We start from the raw sequence: 18,057 nt of genomic DNA, 5'->3' as shown, positions 1-18,057 counted from the left end.
AACGCTTAACGAATCTCTAGCACACACTCCAACGGCCGCCGCGGTGTCGGGGCCGGGAGATCTTCCATCGGTGGTGCAATGCCGGTGCGGATCACAACCTGTGGCTCGCCACGTCCGCCGATGAGCCCGCGCACGATGTCGCGGCTTTCGCTCGTTTCGATCAGATGGGTCAACGGGCAGGTCGCCATGCCGGCCATGGTGCATTCCAGCAATACTGTCGACAGCACCTCGCCGCACCGCAACACGTCGAGCCGGGTGTCCTCAGGCGTAGACAGCACAAGCATTTTCGACTCGTCGGCCCCGATTTGGGGGCGACGGTCTTGCCGGCTGCGGACGGGAAAATCCCGGCCCACGTCGACCCGCAGACGTTCCTGATCGGACACCAACGCGTCCGGGGGCACACCCTGCGCCAGCACGAACGGCGAAGTCCACCATTGCAGTTCAGCGTGGTACGACGCGTCGTCGCGTCGCAGTGCCGCGCTGAGTTGTGATGCCCTTGCGAGTCGTGGCCGTTGATCGTCGGCGAGGACGTCGAGCATCACCTCGGCCTCATCGAGACCGCTTCGCAGCACAGGTTCGAACACATCCCAGAAGTCGGGGGACCGAAACGGAAGCCGATCCGTTCGCCGGTGCAGAATCGCCTCGGCGCGGTTTCGCTGTGAAGTGGTGACGTGATCGATAGGGCGGAATTCGGCGGTGGCCAAATGTCCCCGGTTGTTCGGGTTGGGAAACCGAGTGATGTCGGCTGTCCAATGCGCAGCCGTCATCGCGATGCGCAGGTGATCGAGCGCAGCACCACAACTCAGCAGCGCTTGCCGACCGGAATGGTCTGTGGCAGGCACGGTTTGGTGATGATCGACGAACAAGTGGAGCGCTTTAGCGTCGGCCACCCAGTGCCACGGCTGGCTATTGTGGACCGACGGCGCGCGGCAAGCCAGCAGAACTGCGTTTTCGAGAACCTCGATGTCCACATGCTTTACGTTATGGACGCTTGGTGCGCGTCGATAGGGCCATTGGTCCTCTCAGTCGAGTCAAGTGGATTGCACAGCAGGGAATTTCACGGCTGACCGGGGCCGAATCCACTGCCGCTGCAGCTTGATATCGCCCGCGCTATCGAATTCGAGCACGCGATGCCACCCTCTTTCTGGTAGCCGAGTGACAATTGTGAAGAGCTCCGCCGCTCCAGCGGGCATCCGCAAACAAAATGCGGCAAAAGCCGAATTCTCTGGCATTCTGAATCTCATGGGCAAGGAAATCGATCGGGTCCGGGCAACGAGTGCGCTCGAAGTGATCAGGCAGCACCCCGGACTGACCCTCTTCGCGCTGTCGCCACTGATCGGAGTGGTAGCCGTCACCTGGATCCTGGCCGGCGCGGGCTGGGGTATTGCGCTGGCGCTGGTGCTGCTCGTCGCCGGCGGGGCATTCGTCGTCGTCAAACGCTGACGCCACCGCATGCGCTCGTGGTGGGGTTGGGGCACGGTCGAGGACGCGTTGTCCGAGCAGGAGACGCGGACCTTGGAGTCACGGGTCGCCGAGTTACTTCCCGGCCATGACCTGACCGACCACCCACCCCCGAAACCCGACGAACTGGGGTTGCCGCCCCCGCGAATCACCCCACCGCCGTCGCTGGCCAGCCTGTGCTCGACAGACGCCGCGGATCGCGCTGGGCATGCGCGCGGCAAGGCGTTTCGTGACGTCGCACGCAACCTGCACGGCCACCTCGACCACGTCCCCGACGTGATCATCCGGCCGCGCCGCGAACAAGACGTGATCGACGTGCTCGATTGGTGTTCGCGCGCAGGCATTCCCGCGATTCCGTACGGTGGTGGCAGCTCGGTGGTCGGCGGGGTCGAGCCGCGCTTCGACGGGCCGGCGGTCACGGTCGACGTTTCCGTCATGAGTTCGGTGCTGGAGGTGGACCGGGTCAGCCGGGCCGCGCGCATTCAGGCCGGCGCGCTCGGTCCGTGGATCGAGCAGCAGCTGCGGCCGCATGACCTGACGCTGCGGCACTTTCCGCAGTCCTTCGGTTTCTCCAGCCTCGGCGGTTGGCTGGCCACCCGCGCCGGCGGGCACTTCGCCACGCTGTACACCCACATCGACGACCTGACCGAATCGTTGCGGGTGGTCACGCCGGCCGGGGTAAGCGAGTCACGGCGGCTGCCGGGATCCGGTGCGGGGCCGTCCTCTGATCGCTTGTTCCTGGGCTCCGAAGGCGCGCTCGGCATCATCACCGAGGCGTGGATGCGACTGCAGGACCGCCCGCGATGGCAAGTCACGGCTTCGGTGGCCTTCGAGGACTGGACCGCGGCGGTGGCGGCGACCCGGACGATCGCGCAGGCCGGCCTCTACCCGGCGAACTGTCGACTGCTGGATCCGGCCGAAGCGTTTCTGAATGCGGGCACGACGGTCAGCGGCGGGCTGCTGGTGCTGGCCTTCGAATCGGCCGATCACCCGATCGACCCCTGGCTCGACCGGGCGATCGAGATCGCCGCTGGGCACCGCGGCACTGTTATCGCCCGGCGCAGCCGCGAAACACCAAGTGACACACCGGCAAACGATGCATCAGCCACCTGGCGCTCGGTGTTCCTGCGGATGCCGTATCAGCGTGACGCCCTGGCGCGGCGCGCCGTGATCGCCGAGACCTTCGAAACCGCTTGCACCTGGTCCGGATTCGACGGCCTGCATGCCGCGGTGACCGAAGCCGCACGCACGGCGATAGAAAAGGTCTGCGGCGCCGGTGCGGTGACGTGCCGGTTCACCCATGTCTACCCCGACGGTCCGGCCCCCTATTACGGCGTCTACGCCGGGGGACGTTGGGGCTCACTCGAAGCACAGTGGGACGAGATCAAAGCCGCAGTGTCCGAAGCGATCAGCGCCAACGGCGGCACCATCACCCATCATCACGCGGTCGGTCGCGACCACCGGCCGTGGTATGACCGGCAGCGCCCCGACCCATTCGCGGCCGCCTTACGCGCGGCCAAGTCCGCGCTGGATCCGGCCGGGATCCTCAACCCCGGTGTGCTCGTCGACCCGTAAGTGGATGATCAGCCGTGGCCGATACGCAGCAGCTCGTCCAGATTCGGCAGCTTGACCCGCGGGCGCCCCTGCGGTTCTCCGGCGGCTCGCTCGAAGCGGTCGATCACGTCCCAATGAGCCGACGTGACGAGCTTCGGTTGGCGTGCGGCCAACCACTCGGCCAGCTTGTCGGCATGGTCTGGCGGGAAGTCCGCCAGCTCGGCTCCGGCTAAATCGGCCAGCAAGGTGTCGACGGTGTCCTGCGAGTCCTTCTTGTTGGTGCCGATCACCCCGGTCGGCCCGCGCTTGATCCACCCGACGACGTATTCGTTGCGACTGCCCTCTACCCGCCCGGCGGTGTTGGGAATAGTCGCGTTCTTGTCGTCGAACGGCAGTCCCGGGGTCGGCACGCCGCGATAACCCACCGAGCGCACCACCAGCTGAACGGCCAGCTCTTCGCGCTCGCCGGTGTCCTTGGCCGTCACCCGCCCGCTCTCGTCGGTGACAAGCTCGTTGCGGCCCAACACAATCCGCTCCACCTTGCCGTCGCCTTTGATCTCGATCGGAGAGGTCCGGAACCGGAACACCATCCGTCGATGCCCGGGGCGTGGTTCGCGACCGGCATAGCTGCGCAGCACCGCGATGTTCTGCTTGCAGACCTTGCCCACCGCCGCGGCGTCCTCGTCGGTAATGCCTTCCAGCTCCGCCGGATCCACCACGACGTCGACCCCTTCGAGGTCGGCGAGCTCGCGCAACTCCAGCGTGGTGAACGCGGTTTGCAGCGGCCCGCGCCGGCCGATGATCACCACTTCCTGTACCCCGCACGGCCGCAGCGATTCCAGCGCGTGGTCAGCAATGTCGGTGGTGGCCAACACATTAGGGTCGGTGATCAAAATGCGCGCCACATCGAGTGCGACGTTGCCGTTGCCGATGACAACGGCGCGACTGCCGGACAGGTCGGGCATCATGTCGTAAAAGTTCGGGTGGGCGTTGTACCAGCCCACGAAGTCGACGGCGGCGATGCTGCCGGGCAGATCCTCGCCGGGGATGTTCAGCGCGCGATCGGACTGCGCGCCCACGGCGTAGACGACGGCGTCGTACTGTTCGGCGAGTTCGGCGGACTCGACGTGCTCGCCCACGACCACGTTGCCGAAGAATCGGAAACGGGGGTCGGCGGCGGTTTTCTCGAATTGTTTGCTGATCGACTTGATCTTCGGGTGGTCGGGCGCGACGCCGGAGCGTACCAGGCCCCAGGGCGTCGGCAGCATCTCCAGCATGTCTACGGCGACGTCAATGTCGTCGGACGCGTCGGCCGCCTTCAACAGCGATGCCGCAGCAAAGAATCCCGATGGCCCCGACCCGACGATCGCCACATGATATGGACGCATAGTCCTCTGATGCTAGACGGTCGTGCCGGTAACGTGGGCGGCTGTGGAACCCGACCGTCAAGCCGACATTGCCGCCCTCGACGCCACCCTGACCACGGTGGAGAGGGTGCTCGATGTGGACGGTCTGCGCCGGCGCATCGAGAAGCTCGAAGTGGAGGCTTCCGATCCCAAATTGTGGGACGACCAAGCGCGGGCACAAAAAGTCACCAGTGAGTTATCCCACACGCAAGGCGAGCTGCGCCGCGTCGAAGAGTTGCGGCAACGCCTCGACGACCTGCCGGTGCTCTACGAGCTCGCGACTGAGGAGGGCGAAACCGAGGCGCTGGCCGAGGCGGACGCCGAGCTCAAGGCGCTGCGCGAGGAGATCGAAGCCGCCGAGGTGCGGACCCTGCTCTCGGGGGAGTACGACGAGCGTGAGGCGCTGATCACCATCCGTTCGGGTGCCGGCGGCGTGGACGCCGCGGACTGGGCCGAGATGCTGATGCGGATGTACATCCGCTGGGCCGAGCAGCACAAGTATCCGGTCGAGGTGTTCGACACTTCCTATGCCGAAGAAGCGGGCATCAAAAGCGCCACCTTCGCGGTGCACGCGCCGTTCGCCTACGGCACGTTGTCCGTCGAACAAGGCACCCACCGGTTGGTGCGCATCAGCCCGTTCGACAACCAGAGCCGGCGACAGACGTCGTTCGCAGAAGTCGAGGTGCTGCCGGTGGTCGAAACCACCGATCACATCGACATTCCGGAAGGTGATGTGCGGGTGGACGTGTACCGCTCGAGCGGGCCGGGTGGCCAGTCGGTGAACACCACCGACTCCGCGGTGCGTTTGACTCACATCCCAACGGGTATCGTCGTGACTTGTCAGAACGAAAAGTCGCAGCTGCAGAACAAGGTTTCTGCGATGCGAGTGCTCCAAGCAAAGTTGTTGGAGCGCAAGCGTTTAGAAGAACGTGCAGAGCTGGATGCGTTGAAAGGGGAGGGCGGCAGCTCCTGGGGAAACCAGATGCGCTCCTATGTACTTCACCCCTACCAGATGGTCAAGGATCTGCGGACCGAGTACGAGGTCGGTAATCCGGCGGCCGTCCTGGACGGAGACCTCGACGGATTCCTGGAAGCGGGAATCCGGTGGCGCAACCGAAAAGATGACGACTAATACCACTGTTTCCGCGATGTCGGTGGTTCAAGGCTGGCACCAGTTCTTGGGCAGCGATCTGGGCAAATGGATCATCAACCGCGGACTGAAAATCACCTTGCTCCTGATTGGTGCGGTCCTGGCGGTCCGCTGCGTCACCTGGGTGGCCCAACAGATCACCCGACAACTCGACGAAGGCTTTGAAGAAAGCGACGCGCTGGTGCGCTCGGAGGCAACCAAGCACCGTCAGGCAGTGGCCTCGGTGATCTCCTGGGTGTCGATCGTGCTGATCGCCATCGTGGTCCTGCTTCAAATCGCCGGTATCTTGGGGATTCACGTAAGTGGGTTGGTCGCCCCGGCGACGGTGATCGGCGCGGCGCTGGGCTTCGGTGCTCAGCAGCTGGTGAGGGACCTACTGGCCGGCTTCTTCATCATCGTCGAACGGCAATACGGCTTTGGTGATCTGGTCAAGCTCACCATCGTGGGATCGGCAACCGACGCCACCGGCACCGTCGAGAACGTGACATTGCGGGTAACTAGATTGCGTTCTCCCGACGGCGAAGTGTTCACCGTCCCCAACGGCCAGATCGTCAAATCGATCAACCTGTCCAAGGACTGGGCGCGCGCGGTAGTGGACATCCCGGTCTCGACCAACGCCGACCTCAACCGGGTCAACGAGGTGCTGCACCAGGAATGCGAGCATGCTCTCGACGACCCGGTGCTGGGTGAATTGCTGCTCGATGCGCCCACCGTGATGGGGGTGGAGCAGATTGAACTCGACACGGTCACTCTGCGTCTGGTCGCTCGCACATTGCCAGGCAAGCAATTCGAGGCGGGCCGGCAATTGCGGGTTCTCGTCCTACGTGCACTCGCCCGCGCCGGCATCGTGACCGCTGCCGACGCGACGGTCGGCATTGTCGATCAGGCCGGCGTGCCCGAGGGTGAGGTTGCCGAGGGAAAGCCCTCCGACACGACCCAGGTGAAGTCGCGGTGAAGTTCACGCTGAACATTCTCGAAAAGAGTAGTGAGGCCTCGGAGCGGCACTGGCCCGGTCACATGTTCGGCGGCCGGGTCCGTACTTCCACGGTGGTGCTGATCCTGCTGTTTGTTGGGGTGGCGTCGATCTACTTCAATTACCGCGATGTCAACTACGAGGACTCAGGCAATAACCCCGCCAAAACCGTGTATGTCCCGGTGCCGCAGCAGCCGGCGCCGCCCCGCACCGTGACCTACACACCTACGCCGACCACGACGGAGACCCCGACACCGGAAACCACACCGAGCTCGCCGCCCACCACCACGACGACCACGGCGCCGTTCCAGCTGCCTTGCCTGCTGCCCCAACTGTGTCCCTCGAGCCGCAGTCCGGCACCGACCACATCACCGGCTCAGCAACCCCCGCCGGGGCCCGGCCCGGCGCCGACGTCGTCGCCACCGGCCAGCTGAGCGTCGCGACCCCACGAAAATCACCGCTACACTGGCGACCCGTGATGATCACGCTGGACCATGTCAGCAAGCAGTACAAATCTTCGGCGCGGCCGGCGTTGGATGACGTCAACGTCAAGATCGACAAGGGTGAGTTCGTCTTTCTGATCGGTCCGTCGGGCTCGGGCAAGTCGACGTTCATGCGGCTCCTGCTGGGTGCGGAGGTGCCCACCACCGGTGATGTCCGGGTGTCGAAGTTCCACGTGAACAAGCTGCGTGGCCGTCACATACCGAAACTGCGCCAGGTGATCGGCTGCGTCTTCCAGGATTTCCGGTTGCTCCAGCAAAAGAGCGTGTTCGACAACGTCGCGTTCGCACTCGAGGTGATCGGCAAGCGCACCGACACGATCAACCGGGTGGTGCCGGACGTGCTGGAGACGGTCGGCCTGTCCGGCAAAGCCAACCGGTTACCGCACGAGTTGTCCGGAGGTGAACAGCAGCGGGTCGCGATCGCGCGAGCATTCGTCAATCGGCCGCTGGTACTGCTGGCCGACGAGCCCACCGGCAACCTCGACCCCGACACCAGTAAGGACATCATGGATTTGCTAGAGCGGATCAACCGCACGGGCACGACGGTGGTGATGGCGACCCACGACCACCACATCGTCGACTCGATGCGCCAGCGCGTGGTCGAGCTGTCGCTGGGCAGGCTGGTCCGTGACGAACAGCGCGGCATATACGGGATGGATCGTTAAGTGCGCTTCGGGTTCCTGCTCAACGAGGTCCTGACCGGCCTTCGTCGCAACGTCACGATGACCGTCGCGATGATCCTGACCACCGCGATCTCGGTCGGCTTGTTCGGCGGCGGCCTGCTGGTGGTCCAGTTGGCCGAGCATTCGCGAGCCATCTATCTGGACCGCGTCGAATCCCAGGTGTTCTTGAACGAGGACATCTCCGCCAACGACCCGGACTGCTCCAGCGCCCCCTGCAAGGCGGTTCGCGACAAGATCGAAGCCCGCAAAAACGACGTCAAGTCGGTGCGTTTCATCAACCAGCAGGAAACCTACGAAGACGCCATGCGCAAGGCGCCGGCATTCAAGGGGGTCGCCACCAAGGACGAGTTCCCGGCGTCGTTCGTCGTCAAGCTGTATAACCCCGAACAACATTCGGATTTCGACGCGGCCATGCGGGGCCAACCCGGAGTTCGCGGCATTCTCAACCAGAAAGACCTGATCGACCGGCTGTTCGCGGTGCTGAACGGCCTGAGCAATGTCGCGTTCGCCGTCGCCCTGGTTCAGGCGATCGGGGCGATCCTGCTGATCGCCAACATGGTCCAGGTCGCGGCCTACACTCGCCGCACCGAGATCGGGATCATGCGCCTGGTGGGCGCCACCCGCTGGTATACTCAGCTGCCCTTCCTGTTGGAGGCCATGCTGGCGGCGACGATCGGGGTTGGCATCGCGATCCTGGGCCTGGTCGTGGTGCGGGCGTTATTCCTGGACAACGCGCTGAGCCAGTTCTATCACGCCAACCTGATCGCGAAAATTGACTACATCAATATCCTCGACATCACCCCTTGGCTGTTCCTATTGGGCGTAGCCATGTCCGGATTGACGGCGTACGTGACATTGCGCATCTACCTGCGACGGTAGAGCGGTGGCCGCCAAGCCTTCCGGCAAGCGCGCCGGCAAACAGATCATCGCCACCAATCGCAAGGCCCGGCACAACTATGCGATCGTCGAGTTATTCGAGGCCGGGGTGGCGTTGCAGGGCACCGAGGTCAAGAGCCTGCGCGAGGGCCAAGCGTCACTGGCCGACGCGTTCGCGACGGTCGACGACGGCGAAGTATGGCTGCGTAACTTGCACATCCCGGAGTACCAGCACGGCAGCTGGACCAACCACGACCCGCGCCGCACTCGGAAACTGCTGCTGCATCGTCGCCAGATCGACACGCTGATCGGCAAGATCCGCGACGGCAACCTCGCCCTGGTGCCGTTGTCGCTGTATTTCTCGGAGGGGAAAGTCAAGGTCGAGCTGGCGTTGGCGCGAGGCAAGCGCGCCTACGACAAACGCCAGGACATGGCCCGCCGCGATGCCCAGCGCGAAGTGGTCCGAGAACTCGGTCGCCGAGCCAAGGGGATGCACTGAATCGGCGTGTTTCGACGCTTCGCGGCCTACGATCCGACCATGGCCGACCGACCCCTCACCAAACTCGACAAGTCCGACGTGCTGTCCGGCCTGTTCGAAGTCTGGGATTCCATCGACGCGCTGCTGGACGGGCTGCCCGAGTCGGGTTGGCAAACACCGACGCCGCTGCCGGCGTGGAACGTGCAGTCGGTGGTGTCGCACATCATCGGGACCGAGTCATTTTTGGCCGGCATTTCCCCGCCGGAGCCGGACGTCGACGTCAAGGAACTCGACCACGTGCGCAACGACATCGGCGCGTTGAACGAGTGCTGGGTGCGCTATCTCAGCGGGGAGCCCGGTGTCAGCGTCCTCGAGCGGTTCCGTTCGGTGACCCAGGGCCGCCGTGAGGTTCTGCCGGCCATGGCCGACGACGAATGGAACGCACTGACCGTGACGCCGGTAGGCCCGGAGACCTATGGGCGGTTCATGCGGGTACGAGTGTTCGACTGCTGGATGCACGAGCAGGACATCCGCATGGCGCTGCAGCGGCCGTCGTCCGACGACGAGCTCGGCGGGCGCGCGCCGCAACTGTCGCTCGACGAGATTGCCGACACCATGGGGTTTGTGGTCGGCAAGCGGGGCAAAGCTCCCGACGGTTCCCGGATCTTGTTCGAGCTGACCGGCCCGCTGACCCGCAGCATCCGGGTCAGCGTCGCCGGCCGGGCCCAGGTGGTCGACGACTTCGCTGGGCAGGAGCCCACGGCCACCATTCGGCTGGACGGGCTGCAATTCACCCGACTTGCCGGCGGGCGGCCGATGTGTCCCGCGCGCAGCCAGGAGGTCGAACTCGGTGGTGACAGGGAAGTCGCGGCCCAGATCGTCGAGCGCCTGAATTTCGTGATCTGAGCGCATCTTTCGCGACGCCCGGTCGCAGTCTGGTCAGTGCGACTTATCTCACAACTGGCAGTCAAATGTTGGGGCCGCCGCCCGCATGGGTAGCCGAAAAGTTACGGGCGCAATTCAGCGCCGACACAAGTCGTCAACCCAGGAGGTCTATTCATGACTGCACCCGACACCTCGAGATTGCTGGCACAACTGCGCACGCTTCTCGACCTGACCAACACCGAGATCCAAATCGCCGAAACGCGCGTCGCCCAGGCCCGCACTGAGGCCGTGCGTCGCGAACTCTCGCAGAACGCCGCCCATGGCCGAGAGCGCGCCGAAGCGATCGAGCGCGCGATCCGGGACCTCGGTGGCTACCCCGACGTGATCGGCCCGTTCTTGGGTCGCGCCGCCGCAGCGGTCAAGGCGCTCACCGAACAGGCCCAACCATTTGACGAGGCGCTGTTAGGTGACCTTGCGCTGGAGGACCAGTTGCTCGACCGGGCCCGTTACGCCAAGGCATTGGCCGTCGCTGCCGACCGCAAGGACATCGTGCAGCTGACCGACCGCTTGATCGACGCGCATGCAGCGACGGTGGATTGGCTGACCACGGTGTTGGCCGAAGATGCGCTCGGTGGACCGGCGGCGCTGCGTCGCACCCCGCTGCAGGCGGCAGCGGGCACGGCGGTGAAGTTGTTCAACCTGCCGGCTGCTTGGTCGGCCCGCGGGTTGGACCGGGCCGTGGATGCGGTGCGTTCCACCGGGCCGGCGGTCAACGACCTGATCAAGCGGGGCGGCAACGCCGGCGAGATCGCGGCCAAGGCACTTTCCGCTTCGCAGAACGCCGCTCTGAAGGCCGCCGAGCGGGTCACTCGCTCCGAAGGGGCCAACCGGGTCGCCGACGCGCTGCACTCCGGGCGCGCGGCCGTCGGCGTTCTCGACGCTCGTGAGTTGCCGATCAAGAACTACGACGACCTGAACGTCAACGAAGCTGTGTCCGCGATCAAGGAACTGACCGCCGCGAACGACGTTCGCGCGATCATCGCCTACGAGGAGGCACACAAGAACCGGCAGCGCATCGTCTCGGCTGCGCAGACGCGCGTCGCCGCCATCGCCCAAGACGTGGTCGGCATCAGTTAGCGGGTAGTCGAACGGCTCCCGGGGCTGACCGGGGGCCGTTCTCCGTGGGCGCGCCGGCCGGGAAGTTTATTGCGTTGCCGCTCGTTGGCAACGGCGTACCATTGATGGTCCTGCCGAAAATCGGCGGGGATGCATGGGGCTGAAAGGTTTCGACTTCGCGCATCGAATCAAGGGAAGCGTGCCGGTGCAGGCAAGAGACCACCGTAAGCGTCGTTGCAACTAGATAAGCGCCGATTCACATCAGCGCGACTACGCTCTCGCTGCCTAAGCGACAGCTAGTCTGTCGGACCGGGAACGCCCTCGACCCGGACCCCGGCATCAGCTAGAGGGATCCACCGATGAGTTCGGTCGCGGGACTCATCGGGACAATCACAGCGACTGGGATCGTCATCCTGGCTAGTTCGCGAGACCAGGAGATCCGAGCAGAGGCATAGCGAACTGCGCACGGAGAAGCCTTGAGGGAATGCCGTAGGACCCGGGTTCGATTCCCGGCAGCTCCACCGGGTGATAGCCGGTCACGGCATCAAAATATGAATACGCCGACCACGATGACTAGCTGCAGTTTGGCCGGAAGCGCCCTAGACAGCTCAGCCACGCTAGTCCGTACGATGCTGGGCAAGTCATTTTGCAACGTGATTCCACCTGCGATATCGAATTCGAGACCGCAACATGGCCACGTTTCTGGCGCGCAAGTGACATGAGTGACCAGAGTGCCAGTATTCCGTCGGGCAGGTTCGTCGCCGGAGTCGGCCGCCCGGTAGGCCGCACAGGAACAAAACACGCTAATCTCGCGTGCGCGGCGTCGTGCCGCAGTTCGCTGGGAGGGGATGGACATGCGAATCGTGAAAGTGGCCGTGCTGGTTGCGGCAGCCGCGATCGTCGGCTCAACTGGTGTCGCCGCGGCGGCACCGAAGGATTACTGTGCCGACCTCAAGGGTGGCAACACGGGTAAGACGTGTGAGATCCAGCTCTCCGACCCTGGGTACCGGGTCGATATCAGCATGCCGCTGGACTACCCCGATCCGAAGTCGGTCGCTGACTACATCGCCCAAACGCGCGACGGGTTCTTGAATGTCGCCAAGTCGGGCGCGCCGCGCGATACGCCATATGAGCTGACCATGAAGCCGACGGAGTACAGCTCGGCGATTCCCCCGCGCGGCACGCAGACCGTGGTGTTCAAGGTTTACCAAAACGTCGGCGCGCATCCGCAGACGACGTGGAAGGCGTTCAACTGGGACCAGACCTATCGCAAGGAGATCACCTATACGGCCGCGTCGGACGACAAGGAACACACGCCGTTGTGGCGGGTGGATGATCCCCTGAAGACCGTCGCGCCGATCGTGCAGGCTGAGCTGCAAAAGCAGCTGGCCCCACCACCGCCTCCCGCCCAACCGGGACAACCGGCTGCGGCCACGCCGACTCCTGCGCCGCCGTTGCCGATCGCACAACCGGCGTTGTACAACGCCGCCAACTACCAGAATTTCGCGGTGGTCAACGACGGGGTGATCTTCTTCTTCGACCAAGGCGTGCTGCTGCCCGACTCATTCGGGGCGTTGCAGGTCCTGGTTCCGCGGTCGGCAATCGACCCGATGATCGCGTAAAGTCCCAGATTTGGGGTCTACCTGAGCAGGTCAAGGATCGCAGGTGCGCTGACTGGTGGACTGTAAAAGAAGCCTTGGGCGACGTCGCAGCCGTACTCACGTAGCGCGGCCGCGGTCTCTTGGCTTTCAACCCCCTCGGCGACCGTTGTCACGCAGAGCTCGTGCGCCAGGTCGATGACGGCGCGGACGATCGCGGCCGCACGGGGGTCGGTCAGGATGGGCGCGATGAAGTCCTTGTCGAGCTTGACCTCATCGATGGGCAGGTCACGCAGGTAGCTCAGGGTCGAGTAGCCACTGCCGAAGTCGTCGAGCGCGATGCCGACGCCGTGGCCGCGCAATGTGGTGAGCATGGCGTGGGCGCGTTGGATGTCCTCCACCAGGAGGTCTTCGGTGATCTCGATGATCAATGAACCCGGGGGCAGATCACGCTGGGCCAGCGCATCCAAGATGTGCGCGGCCACCGTCACGTCTGCGAGCGACGCAGCAAAAAGGTTGACGCACACCGGTATACGCGCTCGTCCGGAGCGCCATGCGACGGCGGTATCGAGAGCCTGCTGAAGGACTCGCTCGGTGACGGCCCGCATCAGCCCATGCTGGCGCACCAACGGCAGGAACTGCTCCGGGGCGAGCAAGCCACGCTCGGGATGAGGCCAACGCACCAGTGCTTCGACACCGACGATCTCCTCGCTGCGCAAGTCGATCTTCGGCTGATACACCGTGACCAAATCCAGTTCGTCAATCGCCTCCCGCAGCTCACCCAGCAGTTGCACGGCGAGGGCGCCATCACGGGCCGACTTCCGGTCGGAGTCATGGAGAAAGTCGCGCCCGTCGGCGGCGACCAACTCCATCCCCGCGCTGAAGGTCTGCAGACCGCCGCTGCGCAACCGCTTGGCGGCGTACATGGCGGCGTCGGCTTGTCTGAACAACAGCTCGGCCGTGAGTTCGGGGTCGTCAGGCGAGGCGATGGCTAGGCCGACGCTAGGCCGCGCGATCAGCTGCTGACCAGACAGCTCAAACGGTGATTTGAAGGCCTCGGCGATCCGACGGGCAACGATGTGCGCGTCCTCGTCCCCTCCCTCTATCACGACGGCGAACTCGTCACCGCCTATCCGGGCCACGGTGTCGCCCGGTCGGACACACTCGACGAGCCGTTGCGACGCTGCTTTGAGCAGTGCGTCGCCCACCGAATGCCCCATGTTGTCGTTGATGAGTTTGAAATCGTCGAGGTCCAGCGACAGCACCGCGACAGGGCGCTGATCCCGGCGATTCAACTCGATGGCGTGTGACAGACGATCATCGAACAGCGCCCGGTTCGCCAAGCGGGTGAGCGGGTCGTGGAGGGCCTCGTCGGCGACCATGCCGAGCAACCGGCGATTGTCGGCGACCACGATGAATTGGCGCGCCAAGATCGCCATCACTACCAGCACCCCGACGCCCAGCACCGGGCCCGTTTGCAGGCTGGAACGGTAGAAGACGCTGATGGTCACGGCGGCGGCAAGAAACGGCACGTAAGGCAACCACAGCGATATCGGCGCCGGCAGCGGCATCACCGGCGCGGCCGGTGGCGGTGGTGTTCGCAGCGTAAGCAGTGCCGCCAGGCCCAGCGTCACCATCGCCAGTGCCCACCCGGCGGCCGGTAAGGCGCCACTGCTCCGGTGGGCGACTGTGGCTACCAAGGCGGTGTTCGAAACGGCCATCACCGCGAGCCCAGCGGTCAGCAGCGTGAGCGTCAACCGCTGGCGCGTGCGCGCCCGAGCCAGCACCAAGACCGCCACCGTAAAGGTGACCGAGTCGGCGGCCGCATGCGACAGCGACAGCGTCAACACGAGGTGGTTGGCGCGGTTCTCTGCGTACACGCGGCTCATCGCAAAGACCCAGCCCACCAGGAAAAGCGATCCTTCGACAATCAGCCCGTCGAGCACCAGACGCACTTGCGACTGACCTTCGTATCCGACGGGAAACGACACTAGGGCAACGCAACTCGCGATCGGCAAGAGCAATCCCAAAGCCCACGACGCGAGTGGTGCCTCCGCCACGCCGCGACCCAGGTCGGAGTAGGTCCACCAGGCCAGAGCGAATAGCCAGCCGACCAATCCAATGGCCAGGAAGAGCCACGCCTGACGTTGCCGGCCCCGGGCCTTGCGTGCGGCCAACCCGGCGCAGATTGTGGCGAACGATGCAAAACCCAACAAGCCGAGATCATGGACAGCGTGGATCACCCGCGGTCCGCCCCACCCACCGCTACGCCACGTCGTGAAGGCGGCCAACGCGGCGACGGCTGCTCCGCCGACAAGCGACAACATTGACACCGTCGTCTTGGGAGTCGGCACCGCTGCAACCACGTTCTCACTTCGCAAGCTATGAGCGACGGTACGGCGCTATGCCGAACCCCGATAAGGCTAGCAACGCGAAGACTTCGAGACAGCCGGTATTACATCACCTCCGATGACGTTTGCCGGGTCGGGGGTTCGAGCAGTATGTCGGATTGGGCGCCGCCGGCAACTGGCTGTGGGCCTGCGCTATTAGGCACGTGAATCACAGCCGACGGCAGCCAGACGGTGAGGCAGAGCCCAGGGTCCGGCGAGGTATTTGCCAGGAACGACGTCAGATCACGGCCCGCATTTCGCATTCGGTAGTGGAGCAAACGCGGTCGGCCGCGGTGGTAGGAATTAGCCATGACAAGTGCCTTCGGCGTCAGGCGTGATACGGACCAGACTGGCGAGAGCCCGGAACGGGACGTGTCCGCGCCAGTCACCGAGCAGCACCCCGAGGGCCCGAAAGTGCGCCGCTTCCGCCTTGGCGATCCGCTGTCGATCGTCCTGATCGTCGTCATCGTGGTGTCCTTCGCCACCGCCGGCCTGATCGCCGCGGAGCTCTATGCGCGACACCGGGCCGAGAGCGTGGTCGCGGCCGCCACCGAATGCGCGGTGCAAGACAAGGCCGACGTGTCGTTGGGGGCCAGCCCGTTTCTGCTGCAACACCTGACCGGCCATTACGGCAACATCTCGATCACGACCGCGGGAAACCGAATCCGCCAGGCGAAGTTGATGAAGGCTCAGGTGAAGATTGACGACGTGCGGCTGCAGGGCAGCGCTGATTCAAAGGGCACGATCGGGGCGTTGGACGCCACCGTCACTTGGTCGTCGGACGGCATCAAGCAAACGGTCCAGGACTCGATCCCGATATTCGGCAGCTTCCTCAGCAGTGTCACGACCAATCCGTCCGACGGAACGATCCAGCTACACGGCGTCCTGGGCAGCATCACCGCCAAACCGCACGTCGCGGACGACAGGGTTGGGCTGCAGGTCGTCAGCCTGACCGGACTGGGGTTCACGCTGCCCCGCGAGTCGGTGCAGCCCGCGTTGGACGCGTTTGCCAACGAGCTGACCGACAACTACCCGCTCGGCATCCACCCCGACAGCGTGCGGGTCACGGACAGCGGTGTGGTGGGCCACTATTCGGCGCGCAACGCGGCCATCCCGCGGGATGACCGCTGCTTCGCGAATCTGTAGGACGGCCCGGCTACCCGGCCGCCTGCAGGGTGATCTCGGAGATCGACGTCCGGCTTTCGCCGTTGGTGGTACCCAGGGTGGCGACCCACACCAGCACATTGGATGTCTTGGTCGGGTCGTTGACCGCGATGCGGTTGTGGCCCGGCTGCAGTGGCGTCGCGGGAGTCAGGGCCTTGGTATCGGCTAGTTTGGCCGGGTTTTCGGTGGGTGACGAACGGATCTGCACCCGGGTGCCGGTGCTGGACAGGTCGATGGTCACGGCGCTCAGCGCGGTCGGTTCGGACAGGTGTAGCAGCAGGCCCATTCCTTCGATGAATTTCGGGAAAGGAACCGCGTCCTGATAGGTAACGGTGGACCACGCCGTGTTTGGGTTGCCGTCGATGGCCAGGTTGGCGTTCTGCGGATTGTCGGGATCGCCGTCGGGTGAAAACACCTTGGCGCTCACCGGCTTGACGATGGGTCCGGGCCGTGTCTGGGTGCCAAACCCCTGGGTGAAGTACAAGACCACAGCCACAGTCGCAACGATCGCCCCGAGCGCGGCAGCCGCGACAAGAAGCCGGGTCCTGCGGCGTTTCGGTGTCTGCTCTTGCGGCGATGCGGTCCGGACGCGGGGCGGGCGGCGCTTCGCAGGAGGTTCGAACGAGAAGTTGATGATCTTGTCTGCATCGAGGATGTCGCCGTCCCAGGCGCCGCTCACCTCGATCTCATCCCCGTCTGCGAGCTGACCCGCAACAAGATCTGTCGGCATTTCGACCCGAACGTGCGTGCGCCCGTTGTCGAGTGGTTCGTAGGGGACCACCTGAAAATGCAAGATACCGACACCGTCTTGAGCATCGACGGCGCTTTGCCGTACGCCGCGCGCGATCCCGTTGACCACGAGGCGCTCGAGACGCTGCGTGGCCGGACGTTCGCCTGAACCGGGGTTCTCGGCCGGGACCGGACTCGGCGTCGACGGGCGGGCTTGCGGGTGCGGTGTCGCCGCCTCGCGGGCCGGACCCTGCGTGAGGGCCCGGGCAAAGTCGGCGCAATTCGGGTACCGGTCGTTCGGGTCTTTGGCCAGCGCCCGGGCCAGCACGGTATCCAAGTGCGCGAGCTCGGGTCGACGCTCCGATATCCGCGGTGGTGGCGTATTGAGATGGTGGCTGAGCACCACGGCACGATTCGAGTCGGCAAAAGGTGGGGCGCCGGTAAGCAGATAAAAGGTCGTGGCGGCCAGCGCATATTGGTCGGCTCGGCCGTCGAGCGGCTTGCCCAGGAGTTGCTCGGGTGCCACGTAACTGATGGTCCCGACAGCCACATTGACCTCGGTGAGGTTGCTGACGTCGTCGATTCTGCGGGCGATGCCGAAGTCGGTCAGCAATATCCTGCGCCGGTGGCCATCGGCGGCGGTCACCAGGATGTTCTCCGGCTTGACGTCACGATGCAGCAGTCGGCGGTCATGCCCGAAGTCGAGCGCATCGGCCACCGCCGTCACGATTTCCACGGCTTCTGGTTCAGACATGCCGCGCGGGTGGCGTTCCCTGACCAACCGGCCCGCGTCGGTACCGTCCACGTAGTCCATCGAGATCCAGAGCCGGCCGTTGAACTCGCCGCGATCGAGCACGCCGACGATATGTGGGTGCCACAACGTCGCTGCCAACTCGGCTTCGCGATTGAATCTGGCGCGAAACTCCGCGTCGGCTGTTGCGGCCAGCGACAAGATCTTCAGCGCGTCCTGACGAGGCAGACGAGGATGCTGGGCGAGGTAAACCTCACCGGTACCACCAGTGCCGAGTAAGCGCTGAATTACATAGCCAGCGAAGACCTCACCGTTGTTGAACGGCATGTCCGAAAGCCTA

General features: G+C 64.7%; 16 protein-coding genes and 1 other RNA gene. 13 read left to right on the top strand and 4 right to left on the bottom strand.

Annotated elements, in window-relative coordinates:
- Positions 1-5: 5 nt before the first annotated feature.
- Complete coding sequence (locus AC5Y2L_RS14345; protein WP_499935902.1) at positions 6-971, bottom strand: Acg family FMN-binding oxidoreductase; 966 nt, start codon at positions 969-971, stop codon at positions 6-8.
- Positions 972-1,242: 271 nt separating this feature from the next.
- Here AC5Y2L_RS14345 and AC5Y2L_RS14340 point away from each other — a divergent pair, with 271 nt between their 5' ends.
- Both AC5Y2L_RS14340 and AC5Y2L_RS14335 read left to right on the top strand, forming a co-directional pair.
- Complete coding sequence (locus AC5Y2L_RS14340) at positions 1,243-1,443, top strand: hypothetical protein (RefSeq protein ID WP_499935904.1); 201 nt, start codon at positions 1,243-1,245, stop codon at positions 1,441-1,443.
- Positions 1,444-1,452: 9 nt separating this feature from the next.
- A complete protein-coding gene (locus AC5Y2L_RS14335) occupies positions 1,453-3,036 on the top strand; it encodes an FAD-binding oxidoreductase (RefSeq protein ID WP_499935905.1) in 1,584 nt (527 codons plus the stop codon).
- A gap of 8 nt (positions 3,037-3,044) precedes the next feature.
- Here AC5Y2L_RS14335 and AC5Y2L_RS14330 read toward each other — a convergent pair whose 3' ends face one another.
- Complete coding sequence (locus AC5Y2L_RS14330) at positions 3,045-4,403, bottom strand: FAD-dependent oxidoreductase (protein ID WP_499935907.1); 1,359 nt, start codon at positions 4,401-4,403, stop codon at positions 3,045-3,047.
- Between the two features lie 43 nt (positions 4,404-4,446).
- Between AC5Y2L_RS14330 and prfB the strand changes: the two genes are divergently transcribed.
- The 10 genes from prfB (at position 4,447) to AC5Y2L_RS14280 (ending at position 12,707) form a co-directional block, all read left to right on the top strand.
- On the top strand, positions 4,447-5,553 hold the full coding sequence (prfB, locus tag AC5Y2L_RS14325) for a peptide chain release factor 2 (protein ID WP_499935908.1): 1,107 nt from the start codon (positions 4,447-4,449) through the stop codon (positions 5,551-5,553).
- Entirely contained in the window at positions 5,543-6,526 is a 984-nt protein-coding gene (locus AC5Y2L_RS14320; RefSeq protein ID WP_499935910.1) for a mechanosensitive ion channel family protein, read from the top strand. Before prfB ends, AC5Y2L_RS14320 begins: the two co-directional genes overlap by 11 nt.
- Positions 6,523-6,978 carry an Rv3103c transmembrane domain-containing protein gene (locus tag AC5Y2L_RS14315; protein ID WP_499935911.1) on the top strand — a complete coding sequence of 152 codons (456 nt, stop codon included), beginning with the start codon at positions 6,523-6,525 and terminating at the stop codon, positions 6,976-6,978. The genes AC5Y2L_RS14320 and AC5Y2L_RS14315 overlap by 4 nt, the downstream gene beginning before the upstream one ends.
- A 44-nt stretch (positions 6,979-7,022) precedes the next feature.
- Complete coding sequence (gene ftsE / locus AC5Y2L_RS14310) at positions 7,023-7,712, top strand: cell division ATP-binding protein FtsE (RefSeq protein ID WP_499936189.1); 690 nt, start codon at positions 7,023-7,025, stop codon at positions 7,710-7,712.
- The gene (ftsX, locus tag AC5Y2L_RS14305; protein ID WP_499935913.1) at positions 7,713-8,609 is read left to right on the top strand and encodes a permease-like cell division protein FtsX; all 897 of its coding nucleotides are present in this window, start codon (positions 7,713-7,715) and stop codon (positions 8,607-8,609) included.
- Positions 8,610-8,613: 4 nt separating this feature from the next.
- The gene (smpB, locus tag AC5Y2L_RS14300; protein ID WP_499935914.1) at positions 8,614-9,105 is read left to right on the top strand and encodes an SsrA-binding protein SmpB; all 492 of its coding nucleotides are present in this window, start codon (positions 8,614-8,616) and stop codon (positions 9,103-9,105) included.
- Between the two features lie 39 nt (positions 9,106-9,144).
- A complete protein-coding gene (locus AC5Y2L_RS14295; RefSeq protein ID WP_499935916.1) occupies positions 9,145-9,990 on the top strand; it encodes a maleylpyruvate isomerase family mycothiol-dependent enzyme in 846 nt (281 codons plus the stop codon).
- 153 nt (positions 9,991-10,143) lie between these two features.
- Positions 10,144-11,106, top strand: coding sequence for a ferritin-like domain-containing protein (locus AC5Y2L_RS14290; RefSeq protein ID WP_499935917.1), 963 nt, complete (start codon positions 10,144-10,146; stop codon positions 11,104-11,106).
- A 135-nt stretch (positions 11,107-11,241) separates the two neighbouring features.
- Positions 11,242-11,609: a transfer-messenger RNA gene (ssrA, locus tag AC5Y2L_RS14285) on the top strand.
- Positions 11,610-11,939: 330 nt separating this feature from the next.
- Positions 11,940-12,707 carry an esterase gene (locus tag AC5Y2L_RS14280; RefSeq protein WP_499935918.1) on the top strand — a complete coding sequence of 256 codons (768 nt, stop codon included), beginning with the start codon at positions 11,940-11,942 and terminating at the stop codon, positions 12,705-12,707.
- A gap of 17 nt (positions 12,708-12,724) precedes the next feature.
- Here the strand turns inward: AC5Y2L_RS14280 and AC5Y2L_RS14275 are convergent, their stop codons facing one another.
- Entirely contained in the window at positions 12,725-15,049 is a 2,325-nt protein-coding gene (locus tag AC5Y2L_RS14275; RefSeq protein WP_499935920.1) for a putative bifunctional diguanylate cyclase/phosphodiesterase, read from the bottom strand.
- Between the two features lie 333 nt (positions 15,050-15,382).
- Here AC5Y2L_RS14275 and AC5Y2L_RS14270 point away from each other — a divergent pair, with 333 nt between their 5' ends.
- Positions 15,383-16,219 carry an LmeA family phospholipid-binding protein gene (locus AC5Y2L_RS14270; protein ID WP_499935921.1) on the top strand — a complete coding sequence of 279 codons (837 nt, stop codon included), beginning with the start codon at positions 15,383-15,385 and terminating at the stop codon, positions 16,217-16,219.
- Positions 16,220-16,229: 10 nt separating this feature from the next.
- Here AC5Y2L_RS14270 and AC5Y2L_RS14265 read toward each other — a convergent pair whose 3' ends face one another.
- Positions 16,230-18,044 carry a serine/threonine-protein kinase gene (locus AC5Y2L_RS14265; RefSeq protein WP_499935923.1) on the bottom strand — a complete coding sequence of 605 codons (1,815 nt, stop codon included), beginning with the start codon at positions 18,042-18,044 and terminating at the stop codon, positions 16,230-16,232.
- Positions 18,045-18,057 lie beyond the last annotated feature (13 nt).

It is taken from the genome of Mycobacterium sp. NGS66, from assembly GCF_059812225.1.
This window is presented reverse-complemented; position numbering and strand designations above follow the sequence as displayed.

What these genes read in the sequence shown, in the direction of transcription:
- AC5Y2L_RS14295 (WP_499935916.1), top strand. Translation starts at nt 9,145, where the DNA reads ATGGCCGACCGACCCCTCACCAAACTCGACAAGTCCGACGTGCTGTCC.
- AC5Y2L_RS14270 (WP_499935921.1), top strand. Translation starts at nt 15,383, where the DNA reads ATGACAAGTGCCTTCGGCGTCAGGCGTGATACGGACCAGACTGGCGAG.
- AC5Y2L_RS14265 (WP_499935923.1), bottom strand. Translation starts at nt 18,044, where the DNA reads ATGCCGTTCAACAACGGTGAGGTCTTCGCTGGCTATGTAATTCAGCGC.
- AC5Y2L_RS14290 (WP_499935917.1), top strand. Translation starts at nt 10,144, where the DNA reads ATGACTGCACCCGACACCTCGAGATTGCTGGCACAACTGCGCACGCTT.
- AC5Y2L_RS14335 (WP_499935905.1), top strand. Translation starts at nt 1,453, where the DNA reads ATGCGCTCGTGGTGGGGTTGGGGCACGGTCGAGGACGCGTTGTCCGAG.
- AC5Y2L_RS14320 (WP_499935910.1), top strand. Translation starts at nt 5,543, where the DNA reads ATGACGACTAATACCACTGTTTCCGCGATGTCGGTGGTTCAAGGCTGG.
- AC5Y2L_RS14330 (WP_499935907.1), bottom strand. Translation starts at nt 4,403, where the DNA reads ATGCGTCCATATCATGTGGCGATCGTCGGGTCGGGGCCATCGGGATTC.
- AC5Y2L_RS14280 (WP_499935918.1), top strand. Translation starts at nt 11,940, where the DNA reads ATGCGAATCGTGAAAGTGGCCGTGCTGGTTGCGGCAGCCGCGATCGTC.
- AC5Y2L_RS14340 (WP_499935904.1), top strand. Translation starts at nt 1,243, where the DNA reads ATGGGCAAGGAAATCGATCGGGTCCGGGCAACGAGTGCGCTCGAAGTG.
- ftsE (WP_499936189.1), top strand. Translation starts at nt 7,023, where the DNA reads ATGATCACGCTGGACCATGTCAGCAAGCAGTACAAATCTTCGGCGCGG.